Origin of the sequence: Streptomyces caniscabiei, assembly GCF_014930365.1 — a bacterium.
Taxonomy (GTDB): domain Bacteria; phylum Actinomycetota; class Actinomycetes; order Streptomycetales; family Streptomycetaceae; genus Streptomyces; species Streptomyces caniscabiei.
The window spans coordinates 817,036-836,421 of record NZ_JABXWI010000002.1 but is presented as its reverse complement, the minus strand read 5'-3'; the positions used below and the strand labels follow the sequence as shown (position 1 = coordinate 836,421).

Sequence of the window (19,386 nt, the reverse complement as noted above, 5' to 3'; positions counted from 1 at the left end):
CCCGTGCGCATCTTCGACCCCCACATCCACATGACCTCCCGCACGACCGACGACTACGAGGCGATGCACGCCGCCGGAGTGCGCGCCGTCGTCGAACCGGCGTTCTGGCTGGGCCAGCCCCGCACCTCGCCCGAGAGCTTCTACGACTACTTCGACGCGCTGCTCGGCTGGGAGCCCTACCGGGCCGCCCAGTTCGGTATCCAGCACTTCTGCACGATCGCCCTCAACCCCAAGGAGGCCAACGACCCGCGCTGCCGTCCCGTCCTGGACGAACTGCCCCGCTACCTCGCCAAGGACCGGGTGGTCGCCGTCGGTGAGATCGGCTACGACTCCATGACGCCGGAGGAGGACGAGGCGCTCGCGCTCCAGCTCCAGCTCGCGATCGAGCACGAACTGCCCGCCCTCGTGCACACCCCGCACCGCGACAAGGCCGCCGGGACCCGGCGCACCCTCGACGTCGTACGGGAGTCGGGCATCGCGCCCGAACTCGTCGTCCTCGACCACCTCAACGAGCTGACCGTCGGCATGGTCCTCGACAGCGGCTGCTGGGCCGGGTTCTCGATCTACCCGAGGACCAAGATGAGCGAGGACCGCATGGTGGCCATCCTCCAGGACCACGGCACCGAGCGCGTCCTCGTCAACTCGGCCGCCGACTGGGGCCGTTCGGACCCGCTGAAGACCCGCAGGACCGCCGACGCCATGCTCGCCGCCGGTTTCGACGACGACACCGTCGACCGGGTGCTGTGGCGCAACCCGGTCGCCTTCTACGGCCAGAGCGGACGGCTGGACCTCGACGAGCCCAAGCCCGACGAGGCGTCGAGCTTCCAGGGCAACTCCGTCCGGCGCGGCGGGGAGTGAGGGGCCACCCATGCGCTTCCGGCACCCCGACGGCACCACCGTCCACCTCGGCTACTGCAGCAACGTCCACCAGGCGGAGGACCTCGACGGTGTCCTCGCGCAACTCGCCGACCACGCCGAACCGGTGCGGGAGCGGCTGGGCGTCGACCGGCTGGGCATCGGACTCTGGCTCGCCCGTGACGTCGTCACCCGACTCACCCGCGAGCCGGGCGAGTTGGGACGACTGAGGAGCGAGCTCGACGCCCGGGGCCTGGAGACCGTCACCCTCAACGCCTTCCCCTACGCCGGGTTCCACCGCGACGTGGTCAAGAAGGACGTCTACCTCCCCGACTGGGCGGACGAGGCCCGCCTGACGCACACCCTCGACTGCGCCCGACTCCTCGCCGCGCTCCTTCCCGACGACGCGGAACGCGGCAGTGTCTCCACCCTGCCGCTGGCCTGGCGCACACCCTGGCCGCCGGACCGCGCCGACACCGCCCGCCGCGCCCTGGACCGGCTCGCCACCGGGCTCGCCACGATCGAGTCGGACACCGGCCGCCGCGTCCGCGTCGGCTTCGAACCGGAGCCCGGCTGCGTCGTCGAGACCACCGTCCAGGCCGTACGGGAACTGCGCGGCCTCGATCCCGAACGGCTCGGCGTCTGCCTCGACGCCTGCCACCTCGCCGTGCAGTTCGAGGAACCCGGCGCGGCCCTGCGCCGCCTCGCCGAGGCCGGGCTGCCGGTGGTCAAGCTCCAGGCGTCCTGCGCGATCGAGGCCACCGACCCGGCCGACCCCACCGCCCGCGCGGCCCTGCACCGCCTCGCCGAACCACGCTTCCTGCACCAGACGCGCACGGCATCCAGGTCGGGGCACCCGGAGGCTGCGGGGCCGGAGGTGCTGGGTGTCGACGATCTGCCGGACGCGCTGGGCGGAGCACTGCCCACGGACACCGGCCCCTGGCGCGTCCACTTCCACGCCCCGCTGCACGCCGACCCCGAACCGCCGCTGCACACCACCGCCGACCAGCTGGGCCGGGTGCTGGCAGGACTCCTCGGCGGGCCCTCGGCCGACTGCGACCACATCGAGGTCGAGACCTACACCTGGTCCGTCCTGCCCGAACCGCCCACCGACCTGCCCGGCGGGATCGCCGCCGAACTCGCCTGGGCCCGCGACCGGTTGACCGGCCTCGGCCTCAAGGACGACCGATGACGAGCCCGCGACCGCCCCACCGGGAGCCCACGACCGGCCCCGGCCCCCTGCAAGGGAGAACCAGCGATGAGCCTTCGGCCCGGCCTCAAGGAGCACCGGCGATGACCACCCGACCCCACCGCCTCGTCGTCCTCGACATCGTCGGTCTCACCCCGAAGCTGCTGGCCCACATGCCCGCCGTGGCCGCTCTCGGCGAGCGCGGCTTCCGGGCCCGGCTCGACCCCGTCCTGCCCGCCGTGACCTGCACGGTCCAGTCCACGTTCCTCACCGGCGAACCGCCCGCCGGGCACGGCGCGGTCGCCAACGGCTGGTACTTCCGCGACCTCGGCGAGGTGCTGCTGTGGCGCCAGCACAACGCGCTCGTCGGGGGCGAGAAGATCTGGGAGACCGCCCGCAGGACCGACCCCGACTACAAGGTCGCCAACATCTGCTGGTGGTACGCGATGGGCGCGGACGTCGACCTCACGGTCACCCCGCGCCCGGTCTACTACTCCGACGGCCGCAAGGAACCCGACTGCTACACCTGGCCGCCCAGCCTGCACGGCGAACTCACCGACCGCCTCGGTCCGTTCCCCCTGTTCACCTACTGGGGCCCCAACGCCGGCATGCCCTCCACCCAGTGGATCCTGGGTGCCGCCCGCCAGGTCTTCGACGAACACGACCCGGACCTCACCCTCGTCTACCTCCCCCAACTCGACTACGAGCCCCAGCGATCCGGCCCGGACTCGCCCGCCACGATCCGCGCGGCCCGCCGACTCGACGACGCGCTGCGTCCGTTGCTCGACCACTTCCAGCGCGAGGGCGCCACGGTGGTGGCGCTCAGCGAGTACGGCATCACGCCCGTCTCCCGGCCCGTGGACATCAACCGGGCCCTGCGCCGGGCCGGACTGCTCCAGGTGCACACCCAGGACGACATGGAGTACCTCGACCCCTGGACCTCACGCGCCTTCGCGGTCGCCGACCACCAGGTGGCCCATGTGTACGTCCGGGACCCGGCCGACACCGCGGAGGTCGCCAAGCTGCTGGCCGGACTCGACGGCGTGGACGAGGTGCTGGACGCCGAGGGCAAGGCCGCGCACGGCCTGGACCACGAGCGCTCCGGCGAACTCGTCGCCGTCGCCGACCCCGACGCCTGGTTCACGTACTACTACTGGCTCGACGACGAGCGCGCCCCCGACTTCGCCCGCCAGGTCGAGATCCACCGCAAGCCCGGCTACGACCCCGCCGAGCTGCTCTACGACGAGACCGTCCCCGCGGTGAAGCTGCGCGCCGTCGGCCAGGTCGCCCGCAAGAAGCTGGGCTTCCGCTACCGCATCAGCACGGTGCCGCTGAACCCCGCCGGCGTGCGCGGCAGCCACGGCCGCCTCCCCGCCGACCCCGACGACGGTCCCGTCCTGCTGTGCTCCACCCCGGGGCCGGCCCGGGAGGCGTACGCCGCCACCGAGATCAAGTCCCTGCTGCTGCGCCTCGCGGGCCTGACGGAACAGGAGCCGCACGCATGACGGCCCACCCTCCTCTCCCGACCCTCCGCCCGCTGCTCGACCCGTCGCCGGAGTACGCCAAGTGGCGTGAGGAGGAGCCGATCCGGCGGGTGACGATCTGGGGCGACAACAGCCCGTGGCTGATCACCCGGCACGAGGACGCCCGCACGGTCCTCGCCGACCCCCGCTTCAGCGCCGACACGACCCGCGACGGCTTTCCCGGCTTCCGCCCGCAGTCGCCGCCCCGCGCGCCGGGCCAGTTCTTCATGATGGACCCGCCCGACCACACCCGGCTGCGCCGCGTCCTGATCCCCGACTTCACCTTCCGCCGCATCGAACAGCTGCGGCCGGCGCTCGCCCGGATCTGCGGCGACCTGCTCGACGCGATGACGGCGGACGGCGCCACGACCGCCGACCTGGTGACGGCGTACGCCCTGCCGCTGCCCTCGCTCGCCGTCTGCGAACTGCTCGGCGTGCCCTACGAGGACCACGACTTCTTCCAGCGGCAGGCGAACGCGTTCAGCAGCCTCTCGTCGGGGCCGGAGGAGATGATGGCCGCCCGCAAGGCCCTCCACACCTACCTGGGCGAGCTGCTCGCCCGACGCGGCCGGGAACCCGCCGACGACCTCCTCTCGCGGCTCGCCCGGGACCGGGTGGCGACCGGCGAGGTCAGCGCGTCCGAGGCCGTCGGCATCGCCTCGCTGCTGCTGGTGGCCGGCCACGAGACGACCGCGAACATGTTCCCGCTGGCGGTCGTGGCCCTGCTGCGCCACCCGGCACAACTGGCCGCCCTGCGCGCGGATCCCGGCCTGTGGCCCGGTGCCGTCGAGGAACTGCTGCGTCATCTGACCGTCGCGCACTCGGGGCTGCGCCGGGTGGCCACCGAGGACGTGGAGGTGGGCGGCGTCCGCATCCGCGCCGGCGAGGGTGTGGTCGTCGCGCTCCAGGCCGCCAACCGCGACCCGGACGCCTTCCCCGAGCCCGACACCCTGGACGTCCGCCGCTCTGCCGCCGGCCATCTGGCCTTCGGCCACGGACTGCATCAGTGCATCGGCCAGTCCCTGGCCCGCGCGGAACTCCAGGTCGGCCTGCCCGCCCTCTTCGACCGCCTGCCCGGCCTCCGCCTGACGGCACCGCCGGAGGACTTCGCGTTGACGATGACCACGGTCCATGGAGTGCGGTCGCTGCCGGTCGGCTGGTAGCCGTAGGGGACCGCTCCACCGGCGCGCAGGCGGACCGGGTGTCGGCCGCCGGCCCGTCCCGGCGGCCGGTCCCGCCCGTCACGGGGCCGGCCGAAATCGGCGGCCCGCCCGCCCCGTCGGCTGGTATAGAGGCGGGCATGACCACCATCACCCTCGTCCGGGGCGACATCACCGAGCAGTCCGTCGACGCCGTCGTCAACGCCGCGAACTCCTCCCTCCTCGGCGGGGGAGGAGTGGACGGCGCCATCCACCGGCGCGGCGGCCCCGCCATCCTGGCCGACTGCCGCAAGCTCCGCGCCTCGCACTACGGCAAGGGCCTGCCCACCGGTCAGGCCGTCGCCACCACGGCGGGCGACCTGGACGCGCGCTGGGTCATCCACACGGTCGGGCCCGTCCACAGCCAGAGCCTCGACCGCTCCGCGCTCCTCGCCTCCTGCTACCGCGAGTCCCTCCGCGTCGCCGACGAGTTGGGCGCCCGGACCGTCGCCTTCCCGGCCGTCTCCGCCGGGGTCTACGGCTGGCCCATGGCGGACGCCGCCCGCATCGCCGTGGAGACCGTCCGCGCCACCGAGACCTCGGTCGAGGAGGTCAGGTTCGTCCTCTTCGACGACGAGGCGTACCGGGCGTTCGCCGAACAGACGGGCTGACGGGGCGTCGAGGACCCGGCCGACGGGCGGACGCGGCCCGGCGTGTCGCCCTGTCGCACTCTGACGGACGAACGGCGAAGGCGAGTCGAACGGAGTCGTACGGAGCCCGCTCTCGGGGGAAACACGCTGGTCAGGGTCGTCGGCGCGGTCGGTCGGCTGGTCCGGCCGGGGCGCCGGGCTCGGTTGCGGCACCTCGTGACGCCTCCCACGGTGAGCGCAAGGACAGCTGCTTCGAAAGGAACGTGCATGCGCGCCCTCGTCTCCCGTGCTCTTCTCCTGTCACCTCTGGTCTGCGGGGCACTGGTCTTCGGGCCGGTCGGTACCGCCACCGCGGCCGTCGACGCGGGCCGAACCGCCTCGGACCGTGCCGCGACCCGGGCCGCCGCGGTCCCCGAACCCGATCTGGACGCCTTCTTCGACGCGTTGGAGAAAGAGATCGACGCGCTCGTGGAGAAGGAGGAGGCGGAGGCGGACGCCATCGTCGACAAGGAGATCGCCGACATGGAGGCGCTCTTCGACAAGCTCGACAGCGACCTGGACGCGCTGCTGGCCGGCCTCGACGCCGACACGGACGCGGCCGCGGAGGCGGCGACCGGCACGGCCACGGAGACCGACGCCGTCGGCACCGACGTGGACGACCTGCTCGGCCAGCTGGACCTGCTCGACAGCATGGACCAGAACGACGTGCTCGCCCCGTTGCTGGACGAGATGACCGCCGTCGCCGAGCTGGACGCCGGCCAGTTGGACACCGCCGAGGCGGCCCGGCACGTCGCGGCCCTGCGGACGGCCCACGCCACCGTGCAGCAGCGGTTGCAGAAGATCGACGCGGCGGCCCCGGCCGGCTCCCACCGCGCCGCGGCGGCGGCCGACCCGGTCGCGGATCTGCTGGCCGCGCTCCAGGCCGCGGTCGACGCGCTGCTCAAGGCGCTGACCTCGCTCGACCTGGGTGCGGTGCTGGGTGCCGTGACCGGTCTGCTCGGCCCGGTCCTCGGTGTCGTCACCGGTCTTCTGCAGCCGGTGCTCGGCCTGGTCACCGGTCTGCTCGGCGGGTTGCTCGGCGGCCTGCCCGCCTCGACGCTGCCGGCGATCCCGGCGGCGTGACCACCACCCGGGAGACCTGCCCGGACCCCCGCACCAGGCACCCCGCCCCGGCCACCGGCCGGGGCGCTCTCGTACCCGCCCGGCGCCTCGGTCCGCGCCGGGCGCACGCGTGACGGTCCCCGCCCGGTGCCTCAGTCCCCGTCCGGCGCGTCGCTGAGTCCCAGGCGCAGGTGCTCGACGTGGTAGACGGCCTGGTCCAGCAGCTCGGCGACATGGTGGTCGTGCAGCGCGTAGACCACCGAACGGCCCCGGCGCTCGCCCACCACCAGGCCGAGGTTGCGCAGCAGCCGCAGCTGGTGGGAGCAGGCGGACTGCTCCATCCCGACCTCGGCTGCCAACTCGGTCGCGGGGAGCGGCCCTTCGCGCAACCTGGCCAGGATCAGCAGGCGGGACGGGGTGGAGAGGGCCTGGAGGGTGGTGGCCACCTTGGCGACGTTGGCCGCGTCCAGACGCACACGAGGGGCGGCGTCCTGCGTGGCGTCCTGCGCTGCGGTGACGGCTCCATGACCCATGGCGAGTATCTTACTCATCGCATATGAAGGCATGAATGAGTCTTCATGTGTTCCTGTATGGTGTGCCGCGTGTCTGCCACCCTCACCCCCACCCCGGTCCGCCGGCCGTCCGCCACGACGGCCCCCCGCCGCCGCACCCGCGTCCTCGCCCTCCCCGAGGCCCGCTGGGCGCTCACGTCGACCCTCGCCTTCCTGCTCGCGTTCCCCCTGGACCTGGCCGGGGCCTCCGCCTGGCTGTACGGCCCGCTCTACGTGATCGCCTACGCGGCCGGCGGCTGGGAGCCCGCCCTCGAAGGGCTTCGGGCGCTGCGCGAGAAGAGCCTCGACGTCGACCTGCTGATGATCGTCGCGGCGCTCGGCGCGGCCGCGATCGGCCAGGTCCTCGACGGCGCCCTGCTGATCGTCATCTTCGCCACCTCCGGCGCACTGGAGGCCCTGGCCACCGCCCGCACCGCGGACTCCGTACGGGGTCTGCTCGACCTCGCGCCCACCACGGCCACCCGGCTGTCGCCGGACGGCACGGCGGAGGAGACCGTGCCGACGGACCGCCTCGCCGTCGGCGACCTGGTGCTGGTCCGCCCCGGCGAGCGCATCGGCGCGGACGGCCGGGTCGTCGCGGGGGAGAGCGAGGCCGACCAGGCCACCATCACCGGCGAGCCGCTGCCCGTCCCCAAGGCCCCGGGCGACGAGGTCTTCGCGGGCACCCTCAACGGCACGGGAGCGCTGCGTGTCCGCGTGGCACGGGACCCGGCCGACTCCGTGATCGCCCGCATCGTGGGCCTCGTCGAGGAGGCCTCCCGCACCAAGGCGCCCACCCAGCTCTTCATCGAGAAGATCGAACAGCGGTACGCCGTCGGTGTCGTCGTCGCCACCCTCGCCGTCTTCGGCGTCCCCCTGGCCTTCGGTGAGGACCTCACGGCCGCGCTGCTCCGCGCCATGACCTTCATGATCGTCGCTTCGCCCTGCGCGGTGGTCCTCGCCACCATGCCGCCGCTGCTCTCCGCCATCGCCAACGCCGGCCGCCACGGTGTCCTCGTGAAGTCCGCCGTCGCGATGGAGCGGCTCGGCGAGATCGACGCCGCCGCGCTCGACAAGACCGGCACGCTCACGGAGGGCACGCCCGAGGTCGTCGCCGTACGGCCGCTGCCCGGCTCCGGGCTCGACGAGGACGGGCTGCTGGCGCTCGCCGCGGCCGCCGAGTACCCGAGCGAACATCCGCTGGCCCGCGCGGTGGTGGCCGCCGCCGGTGCGCGAGGGCTGCGGGTGGCCGCCGCCGAGGACTTCGTGGCCCTCCCGGGCCGGGGCGTGCGGGCGACCGTCGAGGGGCGCGTGGTGGCCGTGGGGCGGGCGGGGGAGCACGCCGGCATCGGTGACGGGACCGCGGCCGACGGGACTGCGGCCGACGGGGCTGCCGTCGAGGGGACCGCTCTCGACGGGGCGGTGACGGACAGGGCCGCCGCCGACAGGGCGGTCGCCGAGGGCACGACCGTAGTGGTCGAGCGGGACGGCGTCGCCGTCGGGACGCTCACCCTGGCCGACCGGCTGCGTCCTGACGCGCCCGCCGCGGTGAGCGCCCTCACCGCCCTGACCGGAGGGTCGCCGGTCCTGCTGACCGGCGACAACGCGCGCGCCGCCGCCCGGGTGGCTGCGGACACCGGGATCGACGACGTGCGGGCCGAACTGCTGCCGGAGGGCAAGGTGGAGGCCGTACGGGAGCTGCAGAACGGGGGCGCGAAGGTGCTGTTCGTCGGGGACGGGGTCAACGACGCGCCCGCGCTCGCCGCCGCGCACGCCGGGGTGGCCATGGGCCGGGCCGGCTCCGATCTGGCGCTGGAGACCGCGGACGCGGTGGTGGTGCGCGACGAACTCCGGGCGATCCCGGCGGTGGTGCGGCTGTCCCGCGCGGCCCGACGGTTGGTGGTGCAGAACCTGGTGATCGCGGGGGTGTGCATCGCCGTGCTGGTGGTGTGGGACCTGGTGGGCCATCTGCCGCTGCCCCTCGGGGTGGCGGGGCACGAGGGGTCGACGGTGCTGGTGGGGCTGAACGGGCTGCGGTTGCTGCGAGAGGGGGCGTGGGGTCGCGCTGCGGGGGCTTAGGGCTCCACTTTTGTTCGGAGCTCCTAGGGGCGCCGGAGGGGGAGGGGCTGTCCGTGGACCGGCGGCTGCTGGTCCGTGGGGGCTGGTCGCGCGGTTCCCCGCGCCCCTTCAGGGCGGCGGTGGGCTTCCGGTGGTCGCAGGTCGACCCACGCTGATGTCGGATTTCCGCCAGCCCTCCGTTCGCGGCTCCCCGATGCTTGAGGCATGCGGAACGGGATGTACGCGGACACGGAACGGTGTGTGCGGGCCGTGCGGTCGAAGGACGCGCGGTTCGACGGCTGGTTCTTCACGGCCGTGGTGACCACACGGATCTACTGCCGGCCCAGCTGCCCGGTGGTACCGCCCAAGGCGGAGAACATGACCTTCTACCCGAGCGCGGCGGCCTGCCAGCAGGCCGGGTTCCGGGCCTGCAAACGGTGCCGGCCCGACACGAGCCCGGGGTCACCCGAATGGGACCAGCGGGCGGACCTGGTGGCACGGGCGATGCGGCTGATGGGGGACGGGGTCGTGGACCGGGAGGGCGTGCCGGGGCTGGCCCGGCGGCTCGGCTACAGCGCCCGGCAGGTCGAGCGGCAGCTGCTGGCCGAGCTGGGCGCGGGCCCGCTGGCACTCGCCCGGGCCCAGCGGGCGCAGACCGCGCGGCTGCTGATCGAGACGACCGCGCTGCCGATGGCGGAGATCGCGTTCGCCGCCGGGTTCGGGTCGATCCGGACCTTCAACGACACCGTGCGGGAGGTCTTCGCGCTGTCGCCCAGCGAACTGCGCGAGCGGGCGACCCGGTCGGCCCGGCAGCGCTCCGACTCCCCGGGCGCGTCAGGGGTGTTGAGCCTCCGGCTGCCGTTCCGGGCCCCGCTCAACCCCGACAACCTCTTCGGTCACCTCGCCGCGACCGCCGTACCCGGGGTGGAGGAGTGGCGCGACGGCGCGTACCGGCGCACGCTCCGGCTGCCGTACGGCCACGGCATCGTCGCGCTCACGCCGGAGCCCGACCACATCGCCTGCCGGCTCACCCTCGGCGATCTGCGCGACCTGCCCGTCGCCATCAGCCGCTGCCGCCGCATGCTCGACCTGGACGCCGACCCGGTCGCGGTCGACGAGCAGCTGCGCACCGACGCCCTGCTCGCCCCGCTGGTGGACAAGGCGCCCGGGCGCCGGGTGCCGCGGACCGTCGACGAGGCGGAGTTCGCCGTACGGGCGGTGCTCGGCCAACAGGTCTCCACGGCCGCCGCCCGGACCCACGCGGCCCGGCTGGTCCTCGCGCACGGCGAACCCGTCGACGATCCGGAAGGGGGTCTCACCCATCTCTTCCCGTCCCCCGAGGCACTGGCGGCCGTCGATTCCGAGACCCTCGCGATGCCGCGCACCCGCCGGACCAGCTTCACCACGCTGGTGGGCCAACTCGCCTCAGGGACACTGCACTTGGGTGTCGACAGCGACTGGGCCGAGACTCGTGCCCGGCTCCTCGCCCTGCCCGGGTTCGGCCCCTGGACCGTCGACGTCATCGCCATGCGTGCCCTCGGCGACCCGGACGCCTTCCTCGCCGGTGATCTGGGAATCCGGCGCGCGGCCGCCGAGTTGGGGCTGCCCTCCACCCCGGCCGCCCTCACGGCGCGGGCCGAGGCGTGGCGGCCGTGGCGGGCCTACGCGGTCCAGTACCTCTGGGCGACGGACAGCCACCCCATCAACTTCCTCCCCGTATGAGCCGGTTGCCGTCGGCCCCCGCGCCGAAGGCAACGGCCGACCGACCTTCCGAGGACCTCTCATGAAGCAGCAGAAGCGGCACACCGTCGTCGACAGCCCCTACGGCCCCCTCACCCTCGTCGCCGACGACGGTGTCCTGTGCGGCCTCTACATGACCGACCAGCGCCACCGCCCGCCGCAGGAGGGCTTCGGTGCACGCGACGACACGGCCTTCGGCGAGGCGCGGGAACAGCTGGAGGCCTATTTCGGCGGCGAGTTGCGGGAGTTCACCCTCGAACTCCGGCTGAACGGCACCCCGTTCCAGCGTCAGGTCTGGGAACAGCTCGTCCGGATCCCCTACGGCGAGACCCGCTCGTACGGCCGACTCGCGGGCGCCCTCGGCAACCCCAATGCGTCCCGCGCGGTCGGTCTGGCCAACGGCAGGAACCCCGTCGGCATCATCGTCCCCTGCCACCGCGTGGTCGGCGCCGACGGCAGCCTGACCGGATACGGCGGCGGCACGGAACGCAAACAGCGCCTGCTGGACTTCGAACGGGGCGCGGCACTCTTCTGAAGCCCCGGCCCACGGACCCCTCAGTCGCTCTGGGTGCGGATCCCCCGCAGCACCTCGGGCAACGCCGTGCCGATCGGCTCCCGTACGACCTCGTCCGCCCGCTCGTCGTACGGGGTCGGCTCGGCGTTGACGATGATCAGGCGGGCCCCGTGGTCGGCGGCGACGCCGGCCAGCCCGGCGGCGGGCTGCACCTGGAGGCTGCTCCCGACGGCGATGAAGATCTGGCAGGCCTTGGTGATCGCCACGGCCTCGCCGAGGACCACCGGGTCCAGGCGCTCGCCGAACATGACGGTGGCGGACTTCAGCACGCCCCCGCACTCCAGGCACGGCGGGTCGTCCTCACCGGCCTCGACCCGGGCGAGCGCGTCCTCCATCGGCATCCGGGCGTGACATCCGACGCACACCACGGACCGGGCGGACCCGTGCAGTTCCAGGACCTTGCGGGCCGGCATCCCGGCCAGCTGGTGCAGCCCGTCCACGTTCTGCGTGATCACCCGTACCGGCACCCCGGACCGCTCCAGCTCCGCCACCGCGCGGTGCGCCACGTTCGGCTCGGCCTTCAGGGTCCGGTTCTGCCGCCGCATCTGCCACGAACGCCGACGGATCTCCGGATCACCCATGTAGTACTCGTACGTCACCAGCTTCTCGGCCTCCGGATCCCGCCGCCACAGCCCGTTCGGGCCCCGGTAGTCGGGGATGCCGGAGTCGGTGGAGATGCCTGCGCCACTGAGGAGGGCGACGAGGGGCTTGTTCATGGGGCGAGCGTAGGTCGGCCGTGCGGCCGGGGCGAGCGGATATCGGCGGGGCGGGGTCAGGGGGAGGACAGGCCGTAGGTGCGGTCGTAGTGCTGGGCGACGAGGACGCCGCTTTGGTCGCAGGCCAGCTGCCAGTCGTTGACGCCGGTCTCCAGACCGTCGGTGAAGTTCCACAGGAGTCCGCCCTTGGCGGCGTCGATGGCGTAGAAACCGTTCTTGTTCTTGTAGGCGGTGACGTAGACCGCGCTCGGGCCCGCCGTGATCGGCTGGTCGATGTTGAGGCGCGGGGTGGGGCAGAACCAACGGCGGGCACCGGTACCGGCGTTGAACGCGTACACCCCGGCGGGGTCCGTGCCGGTGACGTAGACGGTGTTGCCGTAGCCGCCGAGCGAGGCGAACATGCCGCGTTCGGGCTTCACCCGCCAGCGGAGCTTGCCGTCGTTGAGGTCCAGGGCCTTGAGCTCCTGGCCTATGGCGAAGACCGTGCGGTTGACGACGGCGAGCCCCGGCCGCAGGTCGTAGCCGACCGGGTGGCGCCACAGGACGCCCGAGCTGTCGGTGTCCCGGACCGTGACGTTGCGCAGTCCGTCGGCGTAGACGAAATAGCCGGGCAGGATGACCGGCGCCAGCTTGACGCCGACGTCCTCCGGGCTGATGGGGATCACCTCGGCGCGGCGGGCCGCGAGGTCGACGCCGAAGACGGTGTCCGTGGACGTCGCGACGCCCTGCTCGTCGGACTCGCGCCGCAGCCGGACGCCGATGACGGAGACGGCCCGGTCGTCGACAGCGCCGAGCAGGGTGGTGAAGCGGAAGTCCGGCCCGAAGTCGACGGTGAAACGTTCCGTTCCGTCGACCGGGTCGACCCCGATCACCGTCGACCCCTCGCCGAGTGCGATCACCGCGTCGAAGGCGAGCACGGCCGGGGTGGGCGACTGGCTGATGCCCTGGTAGACCCACCGGGGCCGGGTGCCGTCCTTGAGATCGAGGCAGAGCAGGTCACCCGGGCGGGTCTTCACCAGGGCCGTGCCGTCGTTGAAGACGGCGGGCGCCTGGAGCAGCGGGCCGCCGCGGTAGGTCCACAGCGGCTTCGGGGCCGGGCCCGCGGGCTCCGTGGACCGCACGGCCGGCTTCTCGCGGCGGCTGAGCACGAGGCCGGCCCCGACCGCGGCCGCGGCGGAGCCCGCCGACAGGGTCAGGACCGTACGCCGCGAGGGACCGGGCCGCGGCACGGCACGACGGTGCCCCGAGGCGCGGTACGGCTCCGGGTCGCCGGGGGCGGGACGCGGGTCCGCGCCCGCGGAGGACGCGGCGGAGGTGGGCGACTCGCCGCCGGTCCGGCCCGCACCGCCGTCCTCGCCGTACCTCCCGCTCCCGGCGTACGGGGCGCCCTCGCCGTACCCGCCGATCGTGTCGGCCCGGCCGTACCCGCCGTCCCTGTCGGCCGGCGGCGCCCCGGCTGCCCGGCCGGGGGAGCCGGAGCCGTCGTACGGGCCGCCGGAGCCGCTCGCCGGCGGAGCGCCCGTGGCGGCGGGCGCGTCCCCACGCTCGAAGTCGTAGGCCGCCCGGTCCCGCCGCTCGTCGTGGGCGGCCCGGTCCGGGCCGGGCGCGTGGGCGAGCCGTTCCCGCTGGAAGTCGTACGCGTCCCGCTCCCGCACGGGCTCGGCGGAGCGCAGGACGACCGGGCCGTCCGGCCCGCTGTCGAGGGTCTGTACCGCCGCCGCGCGCAGGGCGATCGAGGAGGCCACCGACGGGGGCAGCCAGCCGTCGGCCGCCGGCTGCTCCACCCCGCCGGGCGCGCAGGCGGCGGCCAGCTTGTCCGGTGTGATCCGCAGCCGGGGGTCCTTGGTGAGACAGAGGTTGATGATCTTGTCGAGGGGCTCGGGCACACCCGTCAGATCGGGCATGCTGTGCACCACCTGGTACAGGAGCGTGGCGACCGCGTTGCCACTGAACGGGGCGTGCCCGGACGCGGCGAACGTGAGCACCGAGCCCAGCGAGAAGATGTCCCCCTCGGGGCCCAGCGGCTCACCCGTCGCCTGCTCGGGGCACATGTACTCGAAGGAACCGAAGAGCGCGCCCGAGCGGGTGAGGTCGTAGCCGTCGCTCGCCCGGACGATGCCGAAGTCGATGACGCGCGGCCCGTCGGCGGCGAGCAGCACGTTGGAGGGCTTCAGGTCGCGGTGCACCAGCCCGGCCGCCTGCACCGAGATCAGCGCCTCGGCGATGCCGGCCCCCAGCACCAGCACCGACTCCACCGGCAGCGGGCCGTGCGCGGCGACGGCCTCGGCCAGGGTGGGGCCGGCGATGTAGTCGGTGGCCAGCCAGGGGATGGGGGCCTCGGGGTCGGCGTCGACCACGGGCGCGGTGTATCTGCCGCCGACCGCCCCGGCGGCCTCCACCTCGCGGCGGAAGCGGATGCGGAAGTTCTTGTCCCCCATCAGCTCGGGGCGGATGGCCTTGACCGCGGCGGTCCGCCCCTGCGGGGAGCGCGCCAGATAGACCCGCCCCATCCCTCCTGCGCCGAGCCGTGCCACGAGACGGTAGGGACCTAGCTCCTCGGGATCGTCTGAGCCCAGTGGTTCCATGACCTCAGCTGCCTGTTCGGTGATGACGGGCGAGAAACGGCCCGCACGTGGGGGGAGACCGACTGCTCCGGGCGGCTCCCGGTGACCGTTCCCCCAGGGGCTCCGGATCTCCCGGCGCCACGGCCCGCGCCCGGGCCGCCGGTCACGGGTGTCCCGAGTGCTGCCCCGGTCACCGAGCGGGGCAACGAGGCACGATCGCTCGGACGGGGTTGACGTCAGCCTAGATGCTGGAGTGACGAACGGGCAGGGTTTTCAGCCAGCGCTTTAAACTTCCATTAAGTGGAAGGTTCACACACTTCACGTTCCGTACAAAGGGAGTTGACGTGATGTCAGCTGACTCCTGTCAACGGCGGCCGGCGACCGGACGACACCGCCCTGGCCGATCCTCACCGGTTCTCAGGCCATCCGCTCGCCGTTCTCCAGCTCGACCGGTCCCGTGCCCTCCGTCAGCGCGTCGAGGGCGGCGAGCACCCGCCGGCCGAGCGGTCCGAGGAGATACTCCGGCAGTTCGGCGCGCGGGACGAGCCGCCACGACAGCAACTCCTCCTCCTGCAACCGGATCCGCTTCAGCTCCTCCCCGTCGAGCACCCCGCCGTCGTACACGTACGCCACCAGCGGTGGCCGCCCCACCCCGGGCACCCAGTCCACGGCGAGCAGCCGGCCCAACTCGACGTCCAGCCCGATCTCCTCCAGGGTCTCGCGCCGGGCCCCCTGCCTCGGGGTCTCCCCGTCGTCCGACTCGATCGTGCCGCCCGGAAGGGCCCATCCCTCGCGGTAGTTGGGCTCGACGACGAGCACGCGCCCCTCGGCGTCACGGAAGATCGCGGCGGCACCGGCGAGGACACGGGGCAGGCTCGCGATGTACGCGGCGAAGTCCGAAGTGGTCATCCGCCCAGGGTAGACGGCCCGCGAAGGGCGGGAAATCGGCGCCAGGGGCGCGCGAGGACCGGCGCTCAGGAGCCGAAGGCCTCCGCCAACCGCACCGTGCGCTCCGCGAGTTCGCTGATGCGCACCCCGTCGAAGCCGAACACGGCGCTGCGCACGGTGTCCTCCAACGGGTCCTTCCACCGGTCCGGGATCGCCGCCGCCCCGCACAGCACACCCGCCACCGAACCGGCGGTGGCCCCGTTCGAGTCGGTGTCCAGACCGCCGCGGACGGTCAGCGCGAGGGTGCGGGTGAAGTCGCCGTCGCCGTACAGCAGCCCGGCCGTGAGCACGGCGGAGTTCGGCACCACGTGGATCCAGCCGAGCCCGGCCGTCTCCTCGCCCACCGTCGTCAACGTCTCCTCCCAGGCGAGTCCGGCGTCGTGCAGCGACACGACCCGCCGCACGGTCCGGGCCAGACGGCTGCTCGCGGGCACCACCGCCAGCGCCTCGTCCAGGGCCGCCCGCGCTCCCGGTGCCGTGAACGCCGCCGCGATCAGGGCAGCCGCCCACATCGCCCCGTACACCCCGTTGCCGGTGTGCGACAGCACCGCGTCGCGCCGGGCCAGCGAGGCCGCGCGCCGGGGCAGGCCCGGGGAGGTCCAGCCGAAGACGTCGGCCCGGATGAGGGCGCCGATCCACTCCTGGTACGGGTTGTCGTAGGTGGCCGTCAGCGGCGGCTTCAGCCCGCTCGCGAGGTTGCGGTAGGCCGCCCGCTCCGCGGTGAACGTCTGGAGGTACGGCAGCCGCAGCAGCCACAGGTCACCGACCTGCTCGGTGCTGAAACCGAAGCCGTGCGTCTCCAGCAGGTGCAGCCCGAGGATCGCGTAGTCCACGTCGTCGTCGCGGCAGCTGCCGTGGATCCGGCCGCGTACGCAGTCCCGCCACTCCGGCCGCAGCGCGAACCCGTCGCTCTCGCTCACCGGCTCCGGGAGGTAGTCGGTGAGCGGCAGGGCCCCGGCCTGCCGCAGATAGCGGTCGATGCGTTCGCGGGTCCAGACCTCCCCCTGCTCCACCGGCTTGCCGAGCATGTTCCCCGCGATCCGGCCCAGCCAGCCCCCGAGCACACGGTCGGCGAGCTCGGCACCGACCGGGGGCGCGAGAGGGGTCGTGGTCGTGGGTGTCATGTCCGAAGGTCTACCCGTTTCCGCCCGATTCCGCGCACGACCGCCCGGCGGGGGCCGGCGCAACCCGCTCGGGGCGGGTGTTCGCTGGGCGGGACGGGGCATGACGTACCGGGGCCGGGCCGGTTAGGGTCACAGCGGCGCGACTGCCTTGACGTGCGCAAGGCCCGATGAGCGAGGGGAACGCTAGGTGGCGAACGCCGCAGTGGACGGGATCGACACGTCCGGCGACAAGGGCACGGCCGGCGACACGGGCACGGCCGATCCGCGGGTGCTGATCGCCGCGGACAAGTTCAAGGGCACGCTGACGGCCGTCGAGGTCGCCGAGCGGGTCACGGCGGGCCTGCGCCGGGTCCGGCCCGGCCTTGAGGTCGAGGCGCTGCCGGTCGCCGACGGCGGCGACGGCACCGTGGCCGCGGCGGTCGCGGCCGGTTTCGAACGCCGCGAGGTACGGGTCGCGGGACCCCTCGGCGAGCCCGTCACCGCCGCGTACGCGCTGCACGGCGACACGGCCGTCGTGGAGATGGCCGAGGCGAGCGGGTTGCAGCGACTCCCCGCCGGGGTCTTCGCACCGCTCACGGCCTCCACGTACGGCTCCGGAGAGCTGTTGCGCGCCGCGCTCGACGCGGGCGCCCGCACGATCGTGTTCGGCGTCGGCGGCAGCGCGACGACGGACGGCGGCGCGGGCATGCTCGCGGCGCTCGGCGCGCGCTTCCTGGACGCGGCGGGGGAGCCCGTCGGGCCCGGTGGCGGAGGCCTGCGCGACCTGGCGACGGCGGACCTGTCGGGCCTCGACGAGAGGCTCAGCTCCGTCGACCTGGTCCTGGCGAGCGACGTCGACAACCCGCTCACGGGCCCCAAGGGCGCTCCGGCCGTGTACGGCCCTCAGAAGGGCGCGAGCCCCGAGGACGTGGCGACGCTGGACGGGGCCCTGACGCATTTCGCGGCCGTCCTGGAGAAGACGGTCGGCGCGCGCGCCGCCGAGCACGCCCTGGCCCCCGGCGCGGGCGCCGCGGGCGGCATCGGCTACGGCGCCCTCGTCCTCGGCGCCCGGTTCCGCCCCGGCATCGAGGTCATGCTCGACGTCCTCGGCTTCGCGACGGCGCTGGAGAAGGCCACGCTGGTGATCACCGGCGAGGGCTCCCTCGACGAGCAGACCCTGCACGGCAAGGCCCCCGCCGGGGTCGCGGCGGCCGCCCGCGCCGCCGGCAAGGAGGTCGTCGCCGTCTGCGGCCGCCTGGCCCTCCCGCCGGAGGCGCTGGGGCGTGCGGGCATCCGCCGGGCGTATCCGCTCACGGAGATCGAGCCGGACGTGGAGCGGTGCATCGCTGATCCGGGGCCGATCCTCGAACGGGTGGCCGAACGGATCGCCGGGGACTTCCTCACCTGACGGCTAGGGCCCTAGGGCAGCGGGATCAGATTGCCGTCCAGCTCCCTGAAGTAGCTGCCGCTGCCGAAGCCCTCCACCTTTCCGTTCTTGAGCCAGTGCTTCGAGAAGTGGTGGATGGCCTCGGCGGTGGTCTCCCAGACGAGGGAGTGGCCCGACTCCGCGAAACAGAACATCAGCTTCTTCGAACCCGCGATGGCCTTGTAGAGGGCCGGCACGGAGAAGTTGAGGTTGTCGGGCATCGGCGTCGTGGTGTTGGCCGTCCGGTCGTTCTCTCCGTAGAGGATGAGCACGGGGACGCGGCCACCGAGCACGTACTTGTTCTCGCGGACGAGCGGCACGGTGTGGTTGTTCCAGCCCCACCAGTAGGTGTTCCGGTAGCGCAGGACCCCTTCGGGCTCGCCACCGTTCACCGTCGGGCCCCACTTGCTGCCCTCGTGGTCGTTCTGCATGCAGGCCTCCCACGCCAGCTCGGCGATGCCGGGCTCCCACAGGGCGGTGGGGCCGGTGAGCGCGGCCTTGAACCCCGTCCTGCTGGAGACATGCATCGGGAAACCGGGCAGGGGCAGCGAGTCGACCGCCTCGGCCGGACGCCCGAAGGGCTGGTCGGGCTTCTCCGACCACCGGCCCTTCGGCGGGAACATCGGGGCGAGCAGGAAAAGACTCTTGACGTCTCCGGGGTACTGGAGGGCGTAGGGGCCCATCACGAACGCGGCCGCGGACCAACCGACGAAGTGGATCGGCTTGTCCGCGCCAGGACGGTCCCGGATGTAGTCGACGACCGTCTTCACCTCCGCCCATTCGCTCTCCGAGTTGCCCAGCTGGAAGGGGTACGGGGGCGGGGGAGTGCACGGTTGCGGCAGGGGGTTGGGGACGAGCACCGGCGCCTGCTGGGCGGGATTGGCGTTGCACGGCACGTCCATCATCGGGCGGGGTGACCTTCCGGAGCCCTGAAGGTCCATGATGAAGACGTCGAAGCCGGCCTTCGCCAGTTCCTGTGCCCAGCTGTACCGGGTCGGGTTCTCGCCGGGCACCGGTGCGAGGTCGAAGCCCGGGAGAGCCGGCACGCTCCTGCCATGCAGCATCAGCACCGGCTGGCGGTCGTGCCCATGGGTGCCGTTGTACTCCCGGACGGGCAGCTCCACCTCGATGTCCTCGTTCGCCGGGATCTTCGAGATGTGCTTCACCCTGTGCTCTTCTGGCGTGTACGAGGTCATGCTCTCCTCCTGACGCTCGAAAGGGGCCAACTAATATGAAAAGCACCCCTTTC

The 19,386-nt window shown here is 73.4% G+C and carries 16 protein-coding genes; 10 read left to right on the top strand and 6 right to left on the bottom strand.

Going from position 1 to position 19,386, the window contains the following annotated elements:
- Window positions 1-3 precede the first annotated feature (3 nt).
- From HW837_RS08160 to HW837_RS08135, 6 genes are all read left to right on the top strand, one after another.
- The gene (locus HW837_RS08160; RefSeq protein WP_193379853.1) at window positions 4-858 is read left to right on the top strand and encodes a TatD family hydrolase; all 855 of its coding nucleotides are present in this window, start codon (window positions 4-6) and stop codon (window positions 856-858) included.
- A gap of 10 nt (window positions 859-868) precedes the next feature.
- Window positions 869-2,047: a metabolite traffic protein EboE gene (gene eboE, locus HW837_RS08155; RefSeq protein WP_045556549.1), complete on the top strand. Its 1,179-nt coding sequence runs from the start codon at window positions 869-871 to the stop codon at window positions 2,045-2,047.
- A 101-nt stretch (window positions 2,048-2,148) separates the two neighbouring features.
- Window positions 2,149-3,549: an alkaline phosphatase family protein gene (locus HW837_RS08150; RefSeq protein ID WP_193379854.1), complete on the top strand. Its 1,401-nt coding sequence runs from the start codon at window positions 2,149-2,151 to the stop codon at window positions 3,547-3,549.
- A complete protein-coding gene (locus HW837_RS08145; protein WP_193379855.1) occupies window positions 3,546-4,730 on the top strand; it encodes a cytochrome P450 in 1,185 nt (394 codons plus the stop codon). Before HW837_RS08150 ends, HW837_RS08145 begins: the two co-directional genes overlap by 4 nt.
- A 137-nt stretch (window positions 4,731-4,867) precedes the next feature.
- Complete coding sequence (locus tag HW837_RS08140) at window positions 4,868-5,377, top strand: O-acetyl-ADP-ribose deacetylase (RefSeq protein WP_045556552.1); 510 nt, start codon at window positions 4,868-4,870, stop codon at window positions 5,375-5,377.
- A 246-nt stretch (window positions 5,378-5,623) separates the two neighbouring features.
- On the top strand, window positions 5,624-6,478 hold the full coding sequence (locus HW837_RS08135) for a hypothetical protein (protein ID WP_045556553.1): 855 nt from the start codon (window positions 5,624-5,626) through the stop codon (window positions 6,476-6,478).
- 131 nt (window positions 6,479-6,609) lie between these two features.
- Here the strand turns inward: HW837_RS08135 and HW837_RS08130 are convergent, their stop codons facing one another.
- Entirely contained in the window at window positions 6,610-6,990 is a 381-nt protein-coding gene (locus tag HW837_RS08130; RefSeq protein ID WP_045556888.1) for an ArsR/SmtB family transcription factor, read from the bottom strand.
- A gap of 57 nt (window positions 6,991-7,047) precedes the next feature.
- Here HW837_RS08130 and HW837_RS08125 point away from each other — a divergent pair, with 57 nt between their 5' ends.
- The 3 genes from HW837_RS08125 (at window position 7,048) to HW837_RS08115 (ending at window position 11,341) form a co-directional block, all read left to right on the top strand.
- The gene (locus HW837_RS08125; protein WP_193379964.1) at window positions 7,048-9,087 is read left to right on the top strand and encodes a heavy metal translocating P-type ATPase; all 2,040 of its coding nucleotides are present in this window, start codon (window positions 7,048-7,050) and stop codon (window positions 9,085-9,087) included.
- A gap of 216 nt (window positions 9,088-9,303) precedes the next feature.
- Entirely contained in the window at window positions 9,304-10,788 is a 1,485-nt protein-coding gene (locus HW837_RS08120) for an AlkA N-terminal domain-containing protein (RefSeq protein ID WP_045556555.1), read from the top strand.
- A gap of 61 nt (window positions 10,789-10,849) precedes the next feature.
- Window positions 10,850-11,341, top strand: a complete 492-nt coding sequence (locus HW837_RS08115) for a methylated-DNA--[protein]-cysteine S-methyltransferase (RefSeq protein ID WP_193379856.1) — start codon at window positions 10,850-10,852, stop codon at window positions 11,339-11,341.
- 20 nt (window positions 11,342-11,361) lie between these two features.
- Here HW837_RS08115 and HW837_RS08110 read toward each other — a convergent pair whose 3' ends face one another.
- The 4 genes from HW837_RS08110 to HW837_RS08095 all read right to left on the bottom strand — a co-directional run bounded on the left by HW837_RS08110 (window position 11,362) and on the right by HW837_RS08095 (window position 16,732).
- Window positions 11,362-12,096, bottom strand: a complete 735-nt coding sequence (locus tag HW837_RS08110; RefSeq protein WP_045556557.1) for an SIR2 family NAD-dependent protein deacylase — start codon at window positions 12,094-12,096, stop codon at window positions 11,362-11,364.
- Between the two features lie 56 nt (window positions 12,097-12,152).
- Window positions 12,153-14,606: a protein kinase domain-containing protein gene (locus tag HW837_RS08105; protein ID WP_237270036.1), complete on the bottom strand. Its 2,454-nt coding sequence runs from the start codon at window positions 14,604-14,606 to the stop codon at window positions 12,153-12,155.
- 471 nt (window positions 14,607-15,077) lie between these two features.
- On the bottom strand, window positions 15,078-15,569 hold the full coding sequence (locus tag HW837_RS08100) for an NUDIX domain-containing protein (protein WP_193379858.1): 492 nt from the start codon (window positions 15,567-15,569) through the stop codon (window positions 15,078-15,080).
- A gap of 65 nt (window positions 15,570-15,634) precedes the next feature.
- Window positions 15,635-16,732 carry an ADP-ribosylglycohydrolase family protein gene (locus tag HW837_RS08095; protein WP_045556560.1) on the bottom strand — a complete coding sequence of 366 codons (1,098 nt, stop codon included), beginning with the start codon at window positions 16,730-16,732 and terminating at the stop codon, window positions 15,635-15,637.
- Window positions 16,733-16,943: 211 nt separating this feature from the next.
- On the opposite strand from HW837_RS08095, the gene HW837_RS08090 reads away from it, so the two are divergent.
- Window positions 16,944-18,119, top strand: coding sequence for a glycerate kinase (locus HW837_RS08090; protein WP_093790167.1), 1,176 nt, complete (start codon window positions 16,944-16,946; stop codon window positions 18,117-18,119).
- A gap of 11 nt (window positions 18,120-18,130) precedes the next feature.
- Here HW837_RS08090 and HW837_RS08085 read toward each other — a convergent pair whose 3' ends face one another.
- Entirely contained in the window at window positions 18,131-19,333 is a 1,203-nt protein-coding gene (locus HW837_RS08085) for an alpha/beta hydrolase (protein WP_093790113.1), read from the bottom strand.
- Window positions 19,334-19,386 lie beyond the last annotated feature (53 nt).